At 30.5% G+C, this 20,665-nt stretch carries 17 protein-coding genes and 1 tRNA gene; 5 read left to right on the forward strand and 13 right to left on the reverse strand.

Features of this window, described 5'->3' with window-relative positions; all coding sequences use genetic code 11:
• Nucleotides 1-26 precede the first annotated feature (26 nt).
• From ACLII3_RS04390 to ACLII3_RS04405, 4 genes are all read right to left on the reverse strand, one after another.
• Complete coding sequence (locus ACLII3_RS04390) at nt 27-1,160, reverse strand: tetratricopeptide repeat protein (protein ID WP_412986786.1); 1,134 nt, start codon at nt 1,158-1,160, stop codon at nt 27-29.
• 8 nt (nt 1,161-1,168) lie between these two features.
• On the reverse strand, nt 1,169-2,386 hold the full coding sequence (locus ACLII3_RS04395) for an alpha/beta hydrolase-fold protein (protein WP_412986788.1): 1,218 nt from the start codon (nt 2,384-2,386) through the stop codon (nt 1,169-1,171).
• An 86-nt stretch (nt 2,387-2,472) separates the two neighbouring features.
• Nucleotides 2,473-4,296, reverse strand: coding sequence for a M56 family metallopeptidase (locus ACLII3_RS04400; RefSeq protein ID WP_412986790.1), 1,824 nt, complete (start codon nt 4,294-4,296; stop codon nt 2,473-2,475).
• Nucleotides 4,293-4,661 carry a BlaI/MecI/CopY family transcriptional regulator gene (locus ACLII3_RS04405; protein WP_412986791.1) on the reverse strand — a complete coding sequence of 123 codons (369 nt, stop codon included), beginning with the start codon at nt 4,659-4,661 and terminating at the stop codon, nt 4,293-4,295. The genes ACLII3_RS04400 and ACLII3_RS04405 overlap by 4 nt, the downstream gene beginning before the upstream one ends.
• A 128-nt stretch (nt 4,662-4,789) precedes the next feature.
• On the opposite strand from ACLII3_RS04405, the gene ACLII3_RS04410 reads away from it, so the two are divergent.
• Entirely contained in the window at nt 4,790-5,287 is a 498-nt protein-coding gene (locus tag ACLII3_RS04410; RefSeq protein WP_412986792.1) for a DUF456 domain-containing protein, read from the forward strand.
• Between the two features lie 226 nt (nt 5,288-5,513).
• Here ACLII3_RS04410 and ACLII3_RS04415 read toward each other — a convergent pair whose 3' ends face one another.
• The 9 genes from ACLII3_RS04415 to ACLII3_RS04455 all read right to left on the reverse strand — a co-directional run bounded on the left by ACLII3_RS04415 (nt 5,514) and on the right by ACLII3_RS04455 (nt 17,444).
• Nucleotides 5,514-6,185, reverse strand: a complete 672-nt coding sequence (locus ACLII3_RS04415; protein WP_412986793.1) for a response regulator — start codon at nt 6,183-6,185, stop codon at nt 5,514-5,516.
• Nucleotides 6,186-6,188: 3 nt separating this feature from the next.
• Nucleotides 6,189-8,213: a tetratricopeptide repeat protein gene (locus tag ACLII3_RS04420; RefSeq protein ID WP_412986794.1), complete on the reverse strand. Its 2,025-nt coding sequence runs from the start codon at nt 8,211-8,213 to the stop codon at nt 6,189-6,191.
• A gap of 120 nt (nt 8,214-8,333) precedes the next feature.
• Complete coding sequence (locus tag ACLII3_RS04425) at nt 8,334-8,504, reverse strand: hypothetical protein (protein WP_412986795.1); 171 nt, start codon at nt 8,502-8,504, stop codon at nt 8,334-8,336.
• Between the two features lie 385 nt (nt 8,505-8,889).
• On the reverse strand, nt 8,890-9,804 hold the full coding sequence (locus tag ACLII3_RS04430; RefSeq protein ID WP_412986796.1) for a DUF6268 family outer membrane beta-barrel protein: 915 nt from the start codon (nt 9,802-9,804) through the stop codon (nt 8,890-8,892).
• Nucleotides 9,805-10,062: 258 nt separating this feature from the next.
• Nucleotides 10,063-10,136, reverse strand: a tRNA-Asp gene (locus ACLII3_RS04435).
• Nucleotides 10,137-10,214: 78 nt separating this feature from the next.
• Nucleotides 10,215-11,144 (reverse strand): DUF58 domain-containing protein, encoded by a 930-nt coding sequence (locus ACLII3_RS04440; RefSeq protein WP_412986797.1) that lies wholly within the window; start codon nt 11,142-11,144, stop codon nt 10,215-10,217.
• A 66-nt stretch (nt 11,145-11,210) separates the two neighbouring features.
• Nucleotides 11,211-11,528 (reverse strand): thioredoxin, encoded by a 318-nt coding sequence (trxA, locus tag ACLII3_RS04445; protein ID WP_412986798.1) that lies wholly within the window; start codon nt 11,526-11,528, stop codon nt 11,211-11,213.
• Between the two features lie 123 nt (nt 11,529-11,651).
• On the reverse strand, nt 11,652-16,034 hold the full coding sequence (gene dnaE, locus ACLII3_RS04450) for a DNA polymerase III subunit alpha (RefSeq protein WP_412986800.1): 4,383 nt from the start codon (nt 16,032-16,034) through the stop codon (nt 11,652-11,654).
• 135 nt (nt 16,035-16,169) lie between these two features.
• Nucleotides 16,170-17,444, reverse strand: a complete 1,275-nt coding sequence (locus tag ACLII3_RS04455; protein WP_412986801.1) for a DUF6252 family protein — start codon at nt 17,442-17,444, stop codon at nt 16,170-16,172.
• 130 nt (nt 17,445-17,574) lie between these two features.
• Between ACLII3_RS04455 and ACLII3_RS04460 the strand changes: the two genes are divergently transcribed.
• From ACLII3_RS04460 to ACLII3_RS04475, 4 genes are all read left to right on the forward strand, one after another.
• A complete protein-coding gene (locus ACLII3_RS04460) occupies nt 17,575-18,075 on the forward strand; it encodes a 30S ribosomal protein S16 (protein WP_412986803.1) in 501 nt (166 codons plus the stop codon).
• Between the two features lie 67 nt (nt 18,076-18,142).
• The gene (gene rimM, locus ACLII3_RS04465; RefSeq protein WP_412986805.1) at nt 18,143-18,670 is read left to right on the forward strand and encodes a ribosome maturation factor RimM; all 528 of its coding nucleotides are present in this window, start codon (nt 18,143-18,145) and stop codon (nt 18,668-18,670) included.
• A 1-nt stretch (nt 18,671) separates the two neighbouring features.
• On the forward strand, nt 18,672-19,388 hold the full coding sequence (locus ACLII3_RS04470) for a tRNA1(Val) (adenine(37)-N6)-methyltransferase (RefSeq protein WP_412986806.1): 717 nt from the start codon (nt 18,672-18,674) through the stop codon (nt 19,386-19,388).
• Between the two features lie 98 nt (nt 19,389-19,486).
• Nucleotides 19,487-20,665, forward strand: a complete 1,179-nt coding sequence (locus ACLII3_RS04475; RefSeq protein WP_412986808.1) for an acyl-CoA dehydrogenase family protein — start codon at nt 19,487-19,489, stop codon at nt 20,663-20,665.

A 20,665-nucleotide genomic window follows, 5' to 3' on the forward strand; every position in this document is an offset into this window, starting at 1 on the left:
ACCGAAAAGTACAACTTTTTTAGATTTTAATCAGTCTTCAAAAACTTTTCCTCTTTAAGTTGGCTAATCCTTCGTTCTGCCATTGGTGCAAATACACTCTCAGGAAACTTCTTTACAAATTTTTCGTAAAGTTGAATTCTGGTATCTATATCTTCGTAATACTGATCTTTAGTAAGTACTAAAAAGAAATTTGCATCAGGACTTGTTGGGTTTTCATATACTGCTTTTTTGTAAGCTTCAAGTGCCTCTTTATGCTTTTTTTGCTTGTTAAGCACCATACCTAATTTTTGATATTCGGTATCTAACGGAATGTCTTGAAGCAACAAAGATGCACGATAATATTTTTCGGCATTAGCATGATCTTCTTCATAGTCATACAATTGAGCTAATATATAGAGGTTGTTTGCATTTTTAGGGTCAAATTTTAATGCTTTTTTACACTGCTCTATTGCTTCCTGATATTTATATATTTTAGAGTAAGAATAACTTAATTTTTCATGAATAAACTGTGATGATTCATTTAGTTCTAATAATTTTTCAAACCAAACAACAGCATTATCATAATCCTTTTTCCAATAATAATTTTGAGCCTTTAAACTTATTAATTCTTTGTTGTTTGCATAAGATGAAAGTCCTTCGTCTATATAATAGTTTGCTGTTTTATAATGTCTTTTCTTAACATGAAATCTAGCTATCCTAAAAATGGCCTTTTGATGTGTTCTATCTAGCATATAAGCACTATGAAATCTATTTTGTGCTGTTGAATCTTTTAAATGCTCTAGCACCAAACCTAACTCATAATGATAGTTAGGGTTTTTATAATCTATATCAATTAAACTATAAAATACATTAGACGCTTCGTCGTACTTCTTTGTTTTAGACAATAATTTAGCATATTCATACTTTAACAAAGTATCCTCAGGATTAGCCTCAATACTTAATTTGTAATTATTTAAAGCTTCATCATAATTACCGATTGCTATGTACGATTTTGCAATTTTATGATAAACTGAAGATAAGTTTTTAACCTTAGAATATTCATTTATTGCTTTGGAATAATTTCCATTTACATACAAACTATCTGCTTTATCAATTAATAATTTTTGTGCTTGTACAGTATTAAACAATAGAATTATTGCTATGGTTAAAAACTTATTCATATAAAACTTTACTTTTTCAAATCTTCTATTTTCTTTTTATGATAATCGCTTTGGCTTATCTTATATGCCTTATTCATAAACTCTAATGCTTTTGCTTTATCATTTTGTGATGAGTAATAGTCTGACATTCCTTCGTAAGCAACAGCACTTTTAGGGTAATATTTTATATACTCCGAAAAGAAAAGTTTGGCTTTTTCTGGTTGCCCCATTTGAACATTCATGTAACCATAGGCATTAAACAACTCTTCAATCATTGGAGGTGTAGGTTCTCCAAAATGTTTAGTATAAATTTCACCTTGTGCAATTAATAACTGTTTTAACTCATCAACAGTAGTATCTGGATTGTTATATTTTGGTGGATTTACAAACTGAAACCATTTAAAAAGGAATACCAATCCATCTCTCATTGAAGGAAGTGGGACAGTACCGTGCAAATCTTCGGGATAAACTTTCCATGAGAAGTTTAATCCATTTTTAGAATTTGACTCGGCAAGTTTAGAGAACTCGATTATTGAACGCGCAAAAAGTGTAAACTCTGATGTGTCTTCAGTTATATTATCCATTGTTATACTACTATCAAACATATGTAGTTGTTCAGCAGCTAAGGATACAAATAAACCTTTGCCGCTAAAATCTTTTTCCTTAAAAACTGTTTTCGCTTGATTTAACAGCTTTTGGTTGTCCCAATCTAAACTAGGATCTATAGCTATATAGTTCTTAAAAAGGTGTGTGTGATTTATTAATGTATTAATGGTAAACAATCCTGCAAAAGAATGACCAATTAATGTTCTATACTTAGAGGTTTTATAATTTGTATCTATATGTGGTATTAATTCTTTTTCTAAAAACTGAGTGAAATTTTCGGCGCCTCCAGTTTCATAATTAAAAGCAGCTCCTCTCCTAGATTCAATTTTAGAAGTAGTTAAATCTCTTGTTCTATTAGGCTGATTTGACACACCAACAAGAATCATATTTGGTAAATAATGTCCCCAATAATTATTATAAACGGTTACAAGATTGCCCTTTAAAGACACACCATCTAATAAATAAATAACTGGATATTTAGTAGCATTCTCTGGATTATATCCTTCGGGAAGTTTCACCCAAAATTGACGATTTTCGTCTAGTACATTAGAATAAATACTGTCTAATGCATTTGATTCTTGAGCCTTTAAAAGTTGAAAGCTCATTAAAATTAAAACTAATAGTAAAGTTTTGTGTTTCATAATAAGTTAGTTAATAGTTAAGCTTTGTCTAATTTATTTTCGACAAAGCTTAACTGCCACAACTATCTTGCCAAATAAATATAAAACTACTCTTTTTTAGAGTTATTTGATTTTTTTGGTATCTCAAACATAATTGGTAATGAATAAGGTACAACTACTGCTTTTCCTTTATGTTTACCTGGAATCATTTTAGGTAGTGAAGCGACAACTCTTGCAGCTTCTTTTTCTAAATCTGGATGTGGTGCTCTTGCTCGTACTCCTGTTATTGCACCTTCCTTATCAATTTTGAAAATCACCATGATTCTATGCCTACCTGTTATCCCTAATTCTTCGGCTAATTTTGTATTAAAGTTTTCAGCAACATATTTACTTACTTCTTGACTCAAACATTTCTTTTGCTCTTCTTTAGGTAAATCTACACATTTTGAATACAAAGGTATTTGGTCTATAACAGCCATAGGAACTTCTAAGTCTTGATAATCTTTTTGAATTTCTATTACTTCTTCAATAAAATTATCGTGTCTCTCTTTATTTACAATAACCTTCTCAAATCCATTATTTTCATCAGCTAAAATCAAAGAATGAAAGTACTTGTCCTTTTCAATCATTTCAATGTTCTTTTGCTTTCTAACTTTTTCCTTTTCTGTTAAATTATCAACATCATTTACAAACATTCTTACCTTTCCATCTCTCATTCCAGTCTCCCATTTGTCTTTTGATTCTTGAGTTTTTTTAAGAGCTAAATATTCATCATAAGTTTGTTTGGTTTTTTTAAGCATATTTTCGACTCTTATATTCTCTAAATCCTTTTCTAAACCTATTTTTAAAATACGCTCAAAATAAACTTGTAGTTTATAATATTCCACACGAGTTTTAATGTATTTATCTGAGGATGCAGATATATATTCATCATTCAATGAAAATAGGTTTCCTATTTGTTGTTCTTGCTTTACTAAATCATTATAGAGTTTTTTTCTTAATTCTTTGTCACTTAACTCTTCATATTGAGCTTCAGCTTTATCTTTTTCTTGTGCAAAAGCCGCATTATAAAATAGCATAGTGAAAATCATTGGTATAACTAATAGATACTTTGCCAACTTTAATTGACTTGATTTTGATTTTTGTAACATGATGATTCGTTTTTTGATTAATGATTTTTTATAAAATGTATTTATGAACGATACATTATTTGTATCAAACATTTGAGTTAATAGATTTTGATAATAAGCTATTTTATCCTGAGTTTTTAAAGCTTCTTTATCTGCAATAAATTCATGCAATACTCTAAGTTTAGATTGATAGATATATATTAATGGATTAAACCAAAATAAGACTCTTAAAACTTCAAAAAACACTAAGTCTAAGGTGTGTTTCTGCTTGACATGTATAAGTTCATGTTTCAAAATCACCTGTTGTTCATTTTTACCGATTTTATCACCTATAAATACATAATGAAAAAAAGAAAAAGCGGATGTACTGTTTTTTAGTTTCACTAATAAAATGTCTTCTTGTTTTAACACTACATTCTTTTTAATTAGCTCAACAATTTTAGATAATTTATATAGTAAAATAACAAATGAAATAATAACTCCTACCCAAAACAAATAACTCCATTGCCATTGAAATGTATTAGCAAGAGTTGTAGTGGTATCAACTTGCAAAGGCGTTATTACATTTTGTACTTCCTTAGCTTCTCCAAGAATAACTACTGGCAACTCAATTAAATATTGCTGTGGAATCACTTTACTAAATGCCTGAACTTTAACTAATGGTAAAATAAAAGAACCAATAGCTGTAGTAAGAAGGTATGCTCTATTCAAATTAAAAAAGGTTTCTTTTCTTAAAAAAACTTCATAAACTAATAGGAAAACTAACTGAAATAATACGGTTTGTAATATGTATTGCATCATGACTTTTTCTTTTCGTTTTCTATTTCGTTAAGCACAGATTCTAAATCTGTTAAGCTTATGTCATTTTTTTTCATAAAAAAAGACACCATGCTTTTAAAAGATCCTTGAAAATAGCCATCAACTAATTTATTTATTGATTGATTGCTATAATCCTGCTTTCTTACCACAGGAAAATAGAAATGTCCTTTCCCTTGTTTTTCATAATCCAAAAAGCCTTTATTCTCTAATATTCTAACAATAGTAGACACTGTATTATATGCAGGTTTTGGCTCTGGTAATTGCTCAATAATAGCTTTTACATTTGCCTTTTCTAACTGCCATAAAATTTGCATTATATCCTCTTCTGCTTTTGTAAGTTGTTTCATTTTCCAACTAAGTTTTTAGTTTAAACACAAATCAAATATAACTAAAAATTTAGTTCAAACTAATTTTTTAGTTTAAAAATGTAACATTTAACATTATTACTCGTCATACAGTTGATTAAATTTACACTATGGATATATTTCTGGTTGTTGTTGCAGCCTTATTTATGATACTTGGCGTTATAGGTAGTTTTTTACCTGTTTTACCAGGACCTTTAACAAGTTGGATAGGGTTGTTAATTCTACACTTTACAGATGTAGTCCCTATGAATTGGACCTTTTTAATTGTTACATTAGTTATAGCTATACTAATCTGGCTGTTAGATTATATTATTCCTGCTATTGGTACTAAAAAATTTGGCGGCAGCAAATATGGTATGATTGGCACCTCTATAGGTTTAATTGTAGGCTTATTAGCTCCTATTCCTGGAGGCATTATCATTGGTCCCTTTTTTGGAGCTCTTATTGGTGAGTTGCTTAATAAAAGTGATTCTAAAACTGCATTAAAAGCAGCTTTTGGATCATTTCTTGGGTTTTTAACTTCAACATTTATAAAGTTTATTGTAGCTATAATTTACTTAGGTTTATTTATTGCTAAACTTTGGGATAATGGAAGTGCGCTTTTTTAGAAAAAAACCTCATAATCCTTATTAAAAATAAGAGATTACGAGGCCTATATTAGTTGCTATTAATTCAACAAATAAATTAGAGGGATTAATTAATTATACTGTTGATACTACAAATTTAAAACAAACAAAAGACTTTACGTTACGGTAAAACCGCAAAAATTTTACGGTAAAACCGTAAAAACCAATAAAATAAAACAAGTCAGAGTTGTTTTTTAAATTGAAAAAATTAAAGAAATCCTTGTTTTCTTGCCTCATTTAGTAAAGTTTCATCTTTACCGTCTTCTACATTGAATATTTCTTTAAGATGTTTCTTTCTTTTTTCGATACCACTTAATGATAAATTGATATACTCTTTAAGAGTTTTTGTCTTTATACCTTGAGATAATAAGTGTAATATCTTTCTATTTATATCATCTAAATAAATATCACTTGCTATAGTAGTGTTTAAAAAATTACTCACAGTACTACTATAATATGGTGGGCTATTTAAAATATGCTGAAAGGCTTCAGCTAACTCACTAGATGTTAAGTCACTTTTTATCAATAATCCTTCAGGATTTATTTCTTTAATAATATTTAAAACTCTAAAAGATTCATTGAACATTGTTAAAATTATCACCTTAGCATTTGGCAAATAGGTTCTTGCTATTTTTGCCAAATCTTCTCCAGAAGTTATTGTTCCATCTTTTGATTCAGGTAAACTAATATCAAAAAAACACACATCATAATGTAAATTATCTGCAGCATTCCTAATAAGTTGGTTTGCCTTATCACAATCATGTGCAATATCTATATTTAGCGTTTGATATTCTTTTTTTGTTGCAAGTAATGTATTTTGATAGCCCTCAATAATCATTGGATGGTCATCAACCATTAATATTTTTAACTCTTCGTTCATAAGTTAATTATGTGCAGGAATACTAATTTTAATTTTTGTACCAATATCTATTTTTGAAAAAACCTCAGCTTTTCCTTTTATATCGCTAACTCTTGAGTCAATATTTTTAAGCCCAATTCCTCTCTTTGCTTTATTGATATTAAACCCAGAACCATTATCTTCAATAGTTAATAAAATTACATTATTTTTTAATTCAAAACTAATTTTCACAAGACTAGCATTGGCATGTTTATAAATATTTTGCATGCATTCCTGTAACATTCTATAAATATGAATTTTAGTTTTATTAGGCAATTCTTCCCAATCTATACTATTATCATTCGTAAACTTATAATCGTATTGATAAGCTAAAGATTGAGTATCGATTAGTTTTTTTATAATGTCTATAAAACCAGTTCCAGAAATAAAATCAGAATTTAAATCATGTGATATCTTCCTAATTTCAGTTTCAATATTTTTTAGCTCATTTATATATTGACTTCTTGTTTTTACAGCTTCATCTGTTTGCACCATATTAAGACTATCCAAACTAAGTCTTGTACCAAATAACTTCCCTAAAACACCATCATGCAACTCTTCAGAAATTCGCTTCTTTTCTTGAGTTCTACCTTCATCAACTTTCTCTTGTTGCGCTAACATTAAATTGTATATCTCTTCATTAGCTTCTTGTTGTTTTTTAGTAAACTCTAATTCTTTATTTTTAGATCGTTGACTGATTATTATATATAACAAGAATAATAACACAAGAAGTCCAACTGATGATAATAAAAATATCTGCCTTTCCTTAGATAATTGTTGGTTTTCTGTTTGAATTCTATCTGTTTCAAATTCAATTCGGGCAAATTTATTTCTAATATTCCTTTCTTTAATAAGTAAACTATCACCTAGTCTAATGTGCTCGTTTAAATACTCGATACCTTTAGTTCCTCCATCTAATTTTGCCATTAACTTTAAAGCATCCATTCGTTCAACATTAGATTTAGTTTTTATAGCTAAATCATATGCTTTTTTAGAGTAATAAAAAGCTGAATCTTGCTTTCCAGTTTTATCATAAATATTAGCTAAATAACCATAAATTCCCATTTCATTAATAGTATCATCAAGACTATCAGTAATTTTTAAAGTATTAAACAAAACTGATTTTGAATAGTCAGCCTTATCTGGATCAATTGCAAACTCCATTCTTGCAACATTGCCAATAGCAATGACATACAAGTCTGGATCTACATTAAGTAATTGTTCATCTTCAACTACTTCTTTATATAATTCTAAGGCCTTTTTTAAATCACCTTGACGCTCTATTGTTAAGGCTAAGTTATTAATTGAAGACAAATAATAATATCTTGAATTTTCTATTTTTTTTGATATCTCAATGGTTTTATTAAAATACTCAATAGCCTTTTCTCTATTTTCAAGTCTTTCAGATATTAAACCTACAAGATTGTTTAATGACCAAAGATTATCTAATACTTCTTGATCCTTAGGTAAGCTCTCTAATAGCTTTATAGCTTGTATAGCATTTTCCTCAGCTCCAATATAATCTTTCTCTACTCTCTGTATTTCAGCCATATTTAATAATACAGAACTTTCATTCTCTACGTCATTAATGACATGATATACTTTTAATGCATTATAATAGTAATAGTAAGCACTATCTATTTCTAAGTTGTAATCTTTTTCCCAAGCTAAATTATGAAACGCGTATGCAATTGAAACTGAATCTTTTAATCTTGCAGCTTCTTTTAAGTTTTCTTGATTTATTCGTTTGAAATTTGCGTAATCATCTTGATATAAATAAACTCTAGACATTACTCTCTTACTCAATAGAACTGTAGAATCAACACCTGTTTTTTCTGAAAGTTCAATAGCCTTTTTAGCATATAAAAATCTTTGATTTATTGGAATAGCATTATTTCTTGCCAATGCTCTTAGCTCGAGTATATTCTCAATCTGTTTATCATGATTTTGAGAAAATAATGTGAATGTAATTAAACCTATTATTAATAATAATAAATATTTTTTTCTCAAACCGAATAAGTTAATTTGCTTATCAAATTTAACTAATTTATCTGAAATTATTAATATAAAAAAAAAAGAGCCATTAAGATAGTACTCAAAATGGCTCTAACTAATTAATCAAATATTTTATTAACCATTAATAGGCTTATCTTTTTTTGTTTTTGCTGGCCCTACCATTTGGTGTTCAGTTTTATCAATCTTAAGAATCTCTTCTTTATTTATAGTGTCTTCTGACTTATTAGTACCAGAAATTGTTAAGCAAAATACTGCTAAAGCTAATGTGATTTTTAGGGATTTCATATTTATTCGTTTAGAGTTATACATAGTTAAACTGTACACGAATAGTTTTTAGGTTATTGCGAGGGAGCACAATGGATTAAAATTTAAACACCAAAAGTGTTAAAAAAACATGAGGGAAATCAACTTAAAAAAATAAGTTGAAAGGGATTGGATTAACTAATCTTAAAAAGTGAAATTAATTTAGGGCTTCTTAAGGAATGTAAAGATACTGCCAGTTAGCTTGAAGAGTCAAAAAATACGATGAAAAGCATTTTTTATCGATAAAAAGCAAATAAATCCGTTTTTTCTTACAATAAAGAAGTTAAAAAACTTAAAGAACTGATAGTTAAGCATTTAGAAAACACTGAAATATAATTGTTAAATTAATATGTATTCAAGCAAAATATTATTTAACATACTTTAACCCAAACTTGAAGAAAACACTATTCTTTGGAGTCAAATCTAGTTCACTATCACCATCATTATTTAACCAATCTAGCTTATTAGCTAAAGTAACACCTGCATTTAGATTTAATTTTAATTTATTTGCTAATTTAAATTCATATTCAGGTCCTAAGTTTATTCTAGAATAGCTCAATTTATCTAAATCTAAAGGCAAAGTATTATTATTATCGAAATTATAATTATTACCATTTAAATTTAGTGATATACCTAATCTACTTTTTTCAAAAAGATAATAATGACCTAAATATGCTGGTAAATATGCAACCGTTAACCATTTATCATTTCTATAAATTAATTGCACTATAGGCAAAACTTGCTTTTTTCCAAATCTAGTATTATACGAAACTCCAAAACCATACTTAAATCTTTCACTAGATCTTTTTGAAAACAACACAGAAGTCTGAAAAATAAAATCATTAGAAGAAATAGACTCTTTAAAATCTGATGCTAAAGTTGGTTTTAATCCAATATTGTAATTCCATCCTTTTTCTCCAATTGGATTTATAAAAGAAAAACGATAAGCAACAGAATAAAAATTTCTATCTATTGATGAAGAATTTGGTAATTCAGAAAAACTAGGCTTCAAATTTGTAAACTCAAGCCCATGAATTAATATCGTTTTTTTATTTTTAAGTAATTTGGGAAGTGCAAAAGCAAATCTTAACTCTGAAAAACCTACTTTACCATCTTGGTCTCCTTCACTAAACTCAGACTCTCCATAATTTGTGTAAGCAAGATTAGCTATAACCAAATCCTCTAAAGCACTATATTCCTTTTTCTCTTGCGCTGTAACAATAAATATATTTAATGTAAGAGCAACGACTAATAAAAAACGTAAACTAGCTTTTGAATACATAGAATTTTTAATTTAAAGATTTTATAAAACTTAAGAATAAAATTAATAATTTTTGTGTAGACAAATACAAACTAGTCATTTTTAACAAAAACATCCGTAAAACAAAAAAGCATCCCGATTTTTGATTACTCAAAAAAAGGAAAGCTTTCCATTGGTTTAACTACTTAAACCGCTGATAAGCATTACACTTATCAAACAACACAACTAAATTTTATTGCCAAAAAAAGCTTCTCCTAAGAGAAGCTTTAGCAATTTTTGCGGTCTGGACGGGACTCGAACCCGCGACCCCCTGCGTGACAGGCAGGTATTCTAACCAACTGAACTACCAAACCGTTGCTTTATTGCGGTTGCAAATATACACCCCATTTTTAATATCACAAATGTTTTTGCAATATTTTTTTATTTTTTTTCTAAGCAAATTTTTGTCTTTCGACCATATAAGTAGTTAAAACCTTATTAAAGCTTTCATTTACATTAGCTTGCACATATTTAATTTGATATTGAGAGCATTTTAATTTTATGGCTTCAAAGTAATTTTTTACTGCTTTATTATAATTCTCTTTTACATTTTCGGCATAAAGATTAATGTAATCTCCAGTTTCGACATCAATAAAACGTTTTGGTTTATTATCGAAATTAAAATCTAACTCTTTATCTTTATCAAAAACATGAAATAAGATCACTTCATGTTTATTATATTTTAAATGGCGTAATGCTTCAAAAAGTTTTTCATCTTCAATTCCAGACTGAAACATATCTGTAAATAAAAAAATCATGGAGCGTCTATGAATTTTTTCTGCTATATGATGTAAAAATTGATATGTTTTAGTGGTTTTACCTTTTGGTTTAGCCACAACTGTTTTATCTAATTGATCCAACAACATTCTATGATGTCTCTCACTTCCTTTTTCTGGAGCGTAATAATCATATTCATTAGAATAAATACTCAAGCCTACAGCATCTCTTTGCTTTTTTAAAATATGCATCATTGAAGCTGCTGCTAATGCAGAAAATGCTACTTTGTTTAAACTATCTATTGAAAACTCTTTTAGCTCTGGATAATGCATAGAGCTACTATTATCTATAATGATATGACAACGCAAATTAGTTTCTTCATCATAACGTTTGGTATATAATTTATCTGTCTTAGCAAAAAGCTTCCAATCTATATGCCTTGTACTTTCGCCTCTATTATAAATTTTATGCTCAGCAAATTCTGCTGAAAAACCATGAAAAGGACTTTTATGCATTCCAGCTATAAACCCTTCTACCACCTCTTTAGCGAGGAGCTCTAAGTTTTTAAATCCAGATGCTTTATTTACTTCGTTTTGAACATTCATTATATATCTAAACTAAAAAAGGTTTGCCTAATAGACAAACCTTTTATCATTTCTTTTAGATTCTAATTATAAAAGTGAATCAATTGCATCTGTATATGCATTTTTAGGAGCAACACCTACTTGTCTTCCTACAACTTCTCCATTTTGAAACACTAATACAGTTGGTATGTTACGTACTCCATACTTAGCAGCAAATTCTTGGTTTGCATCTACATCTACTTTACCAACAACAGCTTTATCAGCATACTCTTCGCTAATTTGATCAATTATTGGTCCAACCATACGACATGGCCCACACCAAGCAGCCCAAAAATCTACCATTACTGGCTTATCACTCTTTAATACTGTTTCTTCAAAATTTGCATCTGTTATTTCTAATGCCATAATATTTAATTTAATTGTGTTCTCTAATTTATTTACACAAAATTAGTCAAAAATTTTGCCAAAGCTTACAATTGTACTATTTGTTTTGCTTATTGTTTTATTAGTTAGGGTTATACTTTATTTTTAATTCAATTTATAATACACATCTTGTTCTGCTAGCTCATTTAATAGCTCCTGAGATATTTTCACTTTTTGCCTTCTACTAGGCATTGTTAGTTTTATTTTTTCTTTATTGTCATAGACAACAAAATTAAGCGCATGATTACCTTGGTGCATATGCAATAAATCTTTTAAACTCGCTATTGTATCTTCTTTTAAATCTTTAATATTAACTTGAATGGATAACTTTTTAGCATACGTATCCATAACATCATGTAATAATTGAAAGTTATTAAACTGAATTCTTGGATCTCCTTTTTTTCCCGTATCTCTATTCACCCAACCTTCTCTAATAAATGCTCTAACATAGACAAAGTTGCTAATCATTAAGAAATGCCTAAACTTTAGATAGTCTTCTCCAAAAATCCTAAACTCATAACTATCTAAATAATCTTCAATTGTAAAAGCTGCCCAACCTTTACCTTGCTTACTTACTCTATGTTGTACATCTGTAACTACACCTCCAAAAGTTATCTCTCTATTAACATAACTTGCCATATCATTAAATAATGAAACAGTACCATTACAAAATGTTTTCATTTCTATTTTAAAGTCGTCCAATGGATGTCCAGAAATATAAATACCTACAACCTCACGCTCTCTAGCCAATTTCTCCATAGTCCCCCATTCTTCACATGGCGGCACTTCTGGTTCTGGAATTTGCACATCACTAGCTTCTCCAAACAAACTTACTTGAGCAGAATTTTCATTTTCTTGATACTTATTTGCGTATTTAATCGTCTTTTCTAAAAATGTAACACCATCACCTGTATCATGAAAATACTGAGCACGATGTGTATTTCCAAATCCATCAAATCCACCAGCGTTAGCTAGATTTTCAAATGCTTTTTTATTAGCTGCCCTTAAATCTATTCTTTTAGCAAAATCAAAAATAGATTTATACTTACCATCTTTCTTTCTGTTTTCAACTATTGTTTTTACAGCTCCATGACCTACACCTTTTATAGCTCCCATTCCAAATCGAACAGCATTATCATCATTTACAGAAAACTTATAATAACTTTCATTTACATCTGGACCAAGTACATTTAATTTCATACGTTTACACTCTTCCATAAAGAACGTTACCTGCTTAATATCGTTCATGTTATTAGAAAGTACAGCTGCCATATACTCAGCTGGATAATGTGCCTTTAAATAAGCTGTTTGATAGGCTATCCACGCATAACAAGTAGAGTGTGATTTATTGAAAGCATAACTCGCAAAAGCTTCCCAATCTTTCCAGATTTTTTCAAGCTTTTTCTTATCCATTCCTTTAGCAGCAGCTTGTTCGATAAACTTAGGTTTCATTTTATCTAGTACAGCTTTTTGCTTTTTACCCATCGCTTTACGAAGAACATCGGCTTCACCTTTGGTAAAATCTGCTAGTTTTTGAGACAATAGCATTACCTGCTCTTGATAAACCGTAATACCATAAGTTTCTTTTAGATATTCTTCTAACTCTGGAAGGTCATATTCAATTTCTTCATCACCATGCTTACGCCTAATAAAACTTGGAATATACTCTAATGGCCCAGGACGATACAACGCATTCATTGCTATTAAATCGGCAAAAACCGTAGGTTTTAAATCACGCATGTGCTTTTGCATACCTGGAGATTCATATTGAAATATCCCAACAGTCTCTCCTCTTTGGAATAAAGCATAGGTTTCTTCGTCATCTAAAGGAAAATTTTCTGGATCTAACTCTATACCATGCTTAGCTTTTACAATTTTTACTGTATCCTTAATTAATGTTAGGGTTTTTAATCCTAAGAAATCCATTTTTAATAATCCAGCACTTTCTACTACTGAGTTATCAAACTGCGTGACATATAAATCAGAATCTTTTGCAACTGAAACAGGCACAAAATTGGTTATATCATCTGGTGTAATGATAACTCCACAAGCATGAATTCCTGTATTACGAACTGAGCCTTCAAGAATTCTAGCTTGGTTAACTGTTTCAGCCTCTAAATCGCTTCCTTCAGAAATATTCAATAGCTGATTAATGAGCTCCATTTCTTCGGCTCTAAACTTCGCTTTCAGTTCTTTTTCGTCCTTACCAAATATTTTATTTAGCTTAGACATATTAGGAATTAGTTTTGCAATTCTATCGGCATCACTTAATGGCAAATCTAATACACGTGCAGTATCTCTAATAGACGATTTAGCTGCCATTGTACCATAAGTAATAATTTGGGCTACTTGATTTGCGCCATATTTATCGATTACATAGTCCATCACACGACCACGACCTTCATCATCAAAATCGATATCGATATCTGGCATACTTACACGATCTGGATTTAAGAAACGCTCAAAAAGTAAATCGTACTTAATTGGGTCAATATTGGTAATCCACAAACAATATGCTACTACAGACCCTGCTGCCGAACCACGACCAGGACCAACAGACACATCCATTTTTCTTGCTTCTCGAATAAAATCTTCTACAATTAAGAAATAACCAGGATATCCCGTATTTTCAATCGTATCTAATTCAAAATCTAAACGCTCTTTAATTTCTGGTGTAATTTCGCCATAACGTTTTTTTGCACCTTCGTAGGTTAAATGTTTTAAAAATGCATTTTCACCTCTCTTACCACCATCTTTTTCATCTTCTTCATGGATGAATTCTTCTGGAATATCAAACTTTGGAAGTAATACATCACGTGCTAATTCAAAAGGTTCAATTTTATCTATTACTTCTTGGATGTTAATAATAGCCTCGGGAATATCTTGAAAGATATCCTTCATCTCATCGGCTGACTTAAAGTAATATTCTTGATTTGGCAAACCATATCTATACCCACGACCACGACCTATTGGTGTTGCTTGTTTTTCACCATCCTTTACACATAATAAAATATCATGTGCATTGGCATCTGCTTTATCTACATAATAAGTATTATTTGACGCAACAAGCTTAACATCATGCTTTTTAGCTAAAGAAACTAAAACAGGATTAACCCTATCCTCATCTTCTTGACCATGACGCATCAGCTCCATATATAAATCTTCTCCAAACTGCTCTTTCCACCATACTAAAGCTTCTTCAGCTTGTTTTTCTCCTACATTAAGTACTTTACTAGGTACTTCTCCATATAAATTCCCTGTAAGAACAATAATATCTTCTTTATACTTTTCTATTACAGTTCTATCAATTCTAGGCACATAATAAAAACCATCAGTATATGCTATTGATGACATTTTAGCCATGTTTTGATAACCATTTTTATTTTTAGCTAACATGACTATTTGATAACCATAATCTTTTTGAGATTTATTGGTATGATCATCGCAAACAAAAAACTCACAACCTACAATTGGCTTTATTTCTTTAGCAGTTGGTTCCTCTCCATTGGCAATAGCTTCAGCAATTTTATCTTTTACAGACTTGTTGTAGCTTCCTACTTCTTTTACAAAATGAAATGCTCCCATCATATTAGCATGATCCGTAATAGCTACTGCAGACATACTATTTTTTGCTGCTGCAGACACTAAATTTGGAATACTAATAGTAGATTGAAGTATTGAAAACTGAGAATGGTTATGAAGATGCGAAAATTCTAAACCTTGTAGTTGACTTACATCTATTTGTTCAACATCTTGTTGATTTGCAGATTGTTCTTTTTGAAGCCTTTCATTAATTTTAGCTGAAGCTTTCTTTAAATTAATATGCTTTAATCCAATAAGTTGAATTTCAGCAGGATTCTTTTCATTAAATCTTTGAAAATAATCTGGCTCGACATCAAGTTGTTCTTTAGTGTATTCTCGTCTTCTTATTAATTCTAAAAAACACCTTGTTGTTGCTTCTACATCGGCAGTTGCATTATGCGCTTCTGCAAATGGTTGGTTAAATAAAAATTGATGTAACTCTGTTAATGTTGGCAATTTAAACTTTCCTCCTCTACCTCCAGGAATCCTACACATGGTTGCTGTATGCTCTGTACACGTATCTAAAACAGGAAGCTCTTGTAAAGGAGATGCTACACCTTCTCTATAAAGCTCACAACCCATTATATTAACATCAAACCCAACGTTTTGACCAACAACAAATTTTGATTTCCTTAATGCAACATTAAACTTCTCTAATACCTCAGTTAAAGGCACACCTTGTTCTGCAGCCAATTCAGTTGAAATACCATGTATTTTTTCAGCATCATAAGGAATATTAAAACCTTCTGGTTTTATCAAATAATCTTGATGTTCGATACAATTCCCCATCTCATCATGTAACTGCCATGCTATTTGTATAGCTCTTGGCCAGTTATCAGTATCACTAATTGGTGCATTCCAACGCTTTGGTAAACCAGTAGTTTCAGTATCGAATATTAAGTACATATAGTGTTTTTCTTGTAAAAAATAAGAACACTAAAAATAAGAATAATTATATGTTTTAAAAGCTAAAGTTATAAACAGTTGTAAACAAAAAGAGCAGCCAAATTGGCTGCTCTTTTTGTTTGTATTTTCTTACTATTACATATCATCTAAGTAATCTGGAATCATATCTCCATCAGTATCTTGCGCATCTGCTGGATCTCCATCTGCATTTGGATCTGGATTTTCATCTATAGTTAAAACACCATCTCCATCATCATCTGTATCTAAATAGTCTAATGTACCATCTCCATCAGTATCTCCAGTTTCAAAAATAGTATAAACAGAGTCACCATCATCATCCATATCTAAATAATCTAAAATATTATCAGAATCTGAATCAACAGGGTTATTATCTGCATCTGTCACCTCATCTGATGTTAAAATTCCATCTCCATCATCATCAGTATCTAAATAATCAGGAATCCCATCTAAATCTGTATCATCATTATCAAAATCTCCATCTCCATCTATATCCTCAAATATATTTGGCACACCATCATTATCATCATCTAAACAATTTAAACCATTAATAATTGCTTGAATTGCTCCATCTTCATCACCACAAAACTGAATTTGTTCTCCTAAATAAAAACTATAGCTATTACAAAGTTCAATATAGTTTCCAATAGTTGCAGCATTATATAAAGCTAAAGCATTAGCTGTATTGTCTTGAGCATACTCACATGGTAAAGAACAATCTCCTAAATCGTCAATTATAGCTTGAATTTCTCCACTAACATCTCCACAATACGTCATTTGATTTTGTAAAGCTGCAACATAAGAGCTACAACGCTCATTATATTCAACACTATTTGATAAATCTGTATCATTAAATAACACTTGTGCTGCAGAAGTTGCTGATTGTGCATCTGCACATGTATAAACATCCATTGGTATACTACCGAATGTTAGAGGTAATTTATAAAAAACACCTTCAGAAAAATTAACAACACCTTGCCCTGAGGAAGTATAAGCATTAAACTTAAAACTACCTGTAAATGTATTTTCGGTATAATCTATTTCTTCAATGTTTATTTCTCCATCACTTACATAAACCACACTACCAACACCATCGTTATTTGTAGAGTAAGCACTCGCATTCTCTTGGTAAGTTGCTACCATTGAAGGCACATCTCCAAAATAATAAACACCTACACTTGCAGAAGGCACTTGAAGTGTTAAGTCACCAAATCCATTGTTTCCAGAAAAGGTTAAGAATCCATTTCCATCAATTGCAACTGTATATGCTGATGCTTTCCATAAAAAATCTCCATTCTTTATTCCTTGAAAAGCTGGAGTGTTAAATTGTACATCTTCTTGACAACTTAATACAGTTAAAAGAGTAGCTAAGGCAAAAAATATTTTTTTCATTTCTATATAACGATTTTAGATTCCCAAAAGTATAATAAAAAAATAAAACATTTAACTGGAAATTAGAAAAATATAGTATCTTTGCGCACTCATTAATAACAGAGGTCGAGAACCTCACTAATTAATTACTATGGCAGTTAAATTAAGACTACAAAGACACGGTAAAAAGGGAAAACCTTTATACTGGATTGTTGCAGCAGATGCAAGATCAAAAAGAGATGGTAAATTCTTAGAAAAATTAGGACTTTACAATCCAAACCACAACCCAGCAATTATAGAATTAGACGTTGATGGTGCAGTTAAATGGCTTCAAAATGGAGCACAACCAACTGACACTGCAAGAGCTATTTTATCTTACAAAGGTGCTTTATTAAAGAACCATTTAGCTGGAGGTGTTAAAAAAGGTGCTTTAACAGAAGAAGAAGCTGAAAAGAAATTTCAAGCTTGGTTAGATGAAAAAGCAGCTAAAGTAGAAGCTAAAAAAGACGGTTTATCTAAAGCTGATGCAGAAGCTAAAGCTAAAGCATTAGAAGCTGAAAAAGCTGTAAATGAAGCAAGAATCGCAGCAGCAGCTCCTGTTGTTGAAGAAGAAGTTGCTGAAGAAACTGAAGCTTCTAACGAAGAAGAATAAAAAACTAAATGTTTTATATTTTTGAACCTGACAATTATTTTTGTCAGGTTTTTTTATTTTAAACACTATGAAAGTAGAAGATTGTTTTTACCTAGGTAAAATTGTTAAAAAGTATAGCTTTAAAGGAGAACTCCTTGTAAAACTTGATACTGACCAACCAGAATTATACGAAAATTTAGACGCTATCTTTATATCGCTACGTAATAATCTAATTCCTTTTTTTATTGAAAGTTCTCAATTGCATAAATCTGACCTTTTAAGAATTAAGTTTGAAGAAGTGGATAATGAGGAAGATGCTGATGCATTACTAAAAAGCGACCTCTATTTACCACTTGAACTGCTTCCTAAACTTGAAGGAGATAAGTTTTATTTTCATGAAGTTATTGGTTTTTCAATTAAAGACAAGAACTTTGGTCATGTTGGAATTATAAAAGGCATTAATGACTCTACAGCACAAGCACTTTTTGAAATCGATAGAGATGGCATAGAAATACTAATTCCTATGAATGATGAATTCATTTCAAAAGTAGACAGAGATAACAAAACTATTTTGGTAGAAACACCTCAAGGACTTATAGACTTATATTTAGAATAAAATGTCAAACCAACCTTTTAAGTTTAAACAGTTTACAATTAACCAAGATAAATGCGCCATGAAAGTTGGTACAGATGGTGTGTTATTAGGTGCTTGGGCTTCAACACAACACCAACCTTTTTCTATTTTAGACATTGGTGCTGGATCTGGATTAGTAGCCTTAATGCTTGCGCAACGATGCAATGCAGAAGTTGTTGATGCATTAGAGATTGATGATGCAGCCTACGAACAATGTGTTTCTAATTTTGAAAACTCACCTTGGGGAGATCGCTTATTTTGTTATCATGCTTCTCTTCAAGAGTTTGTAACTGAAATAGATGACGAATACGATTTAATAGTTTCAAACCCTCCTTTTTATTCTGAAGATTATAAAACTGAAAATGAGCAACGTGATTTAGCTAGATTTACTGATGCTATGCCTTTTGAACATTTAGCATACAGTGGTTCAAAACTATTATCAGAACACGGAAAGTTTGTTGTTATAATACCTTTTAAAGAAACAGAAAACTTCACCTCATTAGCGACTAAATATGGTTTGCATCTTAACGAAGTTTTAGAGATTAAGGGTAATCCTAATTCCAAAATAAAGCGCTCATTATTAGAATTTTCTTTTAAAGAAAACACTATTAAAAAATCCTCATTAACTATTGAAGAAGGTAGACATGAATATACTGAGGAGTATAAAAAATTAACACAAGATTTTTACCTTAAAATGTAATCTTTAAAATTGGGCAATGAAAACGTTTTCGTTACTTTTGTCTTCATGATTTTACCTTTAAAGGTTATTTCATATAAAAACACACAAAATACAACTAGATGAAACCAGATTTATTTGAAGCTCCAGATTATTACAACTTAGATGAGCTTTTAACAGAAGAACATAAATTAGTAAGAGATGCTGCTCGTGAATGGGTAAAACGTGATGTATCTCCAATTATAGAAGATTATGCACAACGCGCTGAATTTCCAAATCAAATTATTGGAGGTTTAGCTGAAATTGGAGCTTTTGGACCTTACATTCCTATGGAATATGGTGGTGCTGGATTAGATCAAATTTCTTATGGATTAATCATGCAAGAAATTGAGCGTGGAGATTCTGGAGTACGTAGTACTGCTTCTGTTCAATCGTCTTTAGTAATGTATCCTATTTGGAAATACGGAAATGAAGAACAACGTCAAAAATATTTACCAAAGTTAGCTTCTGGTGAATGGATTGGATGTTTTGGTTTAACTGAGCCAGATCACGGAAGTAATCCTGGAGGCATGGTTACCAACTTTAAAGATATGGGAGATCACTATCTTTTAAATGGCGCTAAAATGTGGATATCTAATGCACCTTTCGCGCAAGTTGCTGTAGTTTGGGCTAAAAATGAAGAAGGTCGTATCCATGGATTAATTGTTGAAAGAGGTATGGAAGGATTTTCAACTCCAGAAACTCATAACAAATGGTCTTTAAGAGCTAGTGCTACTGGAGAACTTATTTTTGACAATGTTAAAGTTCCAAAAGAAAACTTATTACCTAACAAATCAGGATTAGGAGCACCTCTTGGTTGCTTAGATTCTGCACGTTATGGTATTGCTTGGGGAGCAATTGGAGCTGCTATGGATTGTTACGACACTGCTTTACGTTATAGTAAAGAACGTACACAGTTTGGAAAACCAATTGGACAATTCCAATTACAACAAAAGAAATTAGCTGAAATGATTACTGAAATCACAAAGGCACAATTACTAACATGGCGTTTAGGAGTACTTAGAAATGAAGGCAGAGCGACTTCTGCACAAATATCTATGGCTAAGCGTAACAATGTAGATATGGCAATTAATATTGCTCGTGAAGCTAGGCAAATGCTTGGTGGAATGGGAATTACTGGAGAATACAGTATCATGCGTCACTCTATGAACCTAGAAAGTGTAATTACTTACGAAGGTACTCATGACATCCATTTATTAATTACTGGATTAGACGTTACTGGATTAAACGCTTTTAAATAA

It is taken from the genome of Pontimicrobium sp. IMCC45349 (assembly GCF_047219225.1).
Taxonomy (GTDB): domain Bacteria; phylum Bacteroidota; class Bacteroidia; order Flavobacteriales; family Flavobacteriaceae; genus IMCC45349.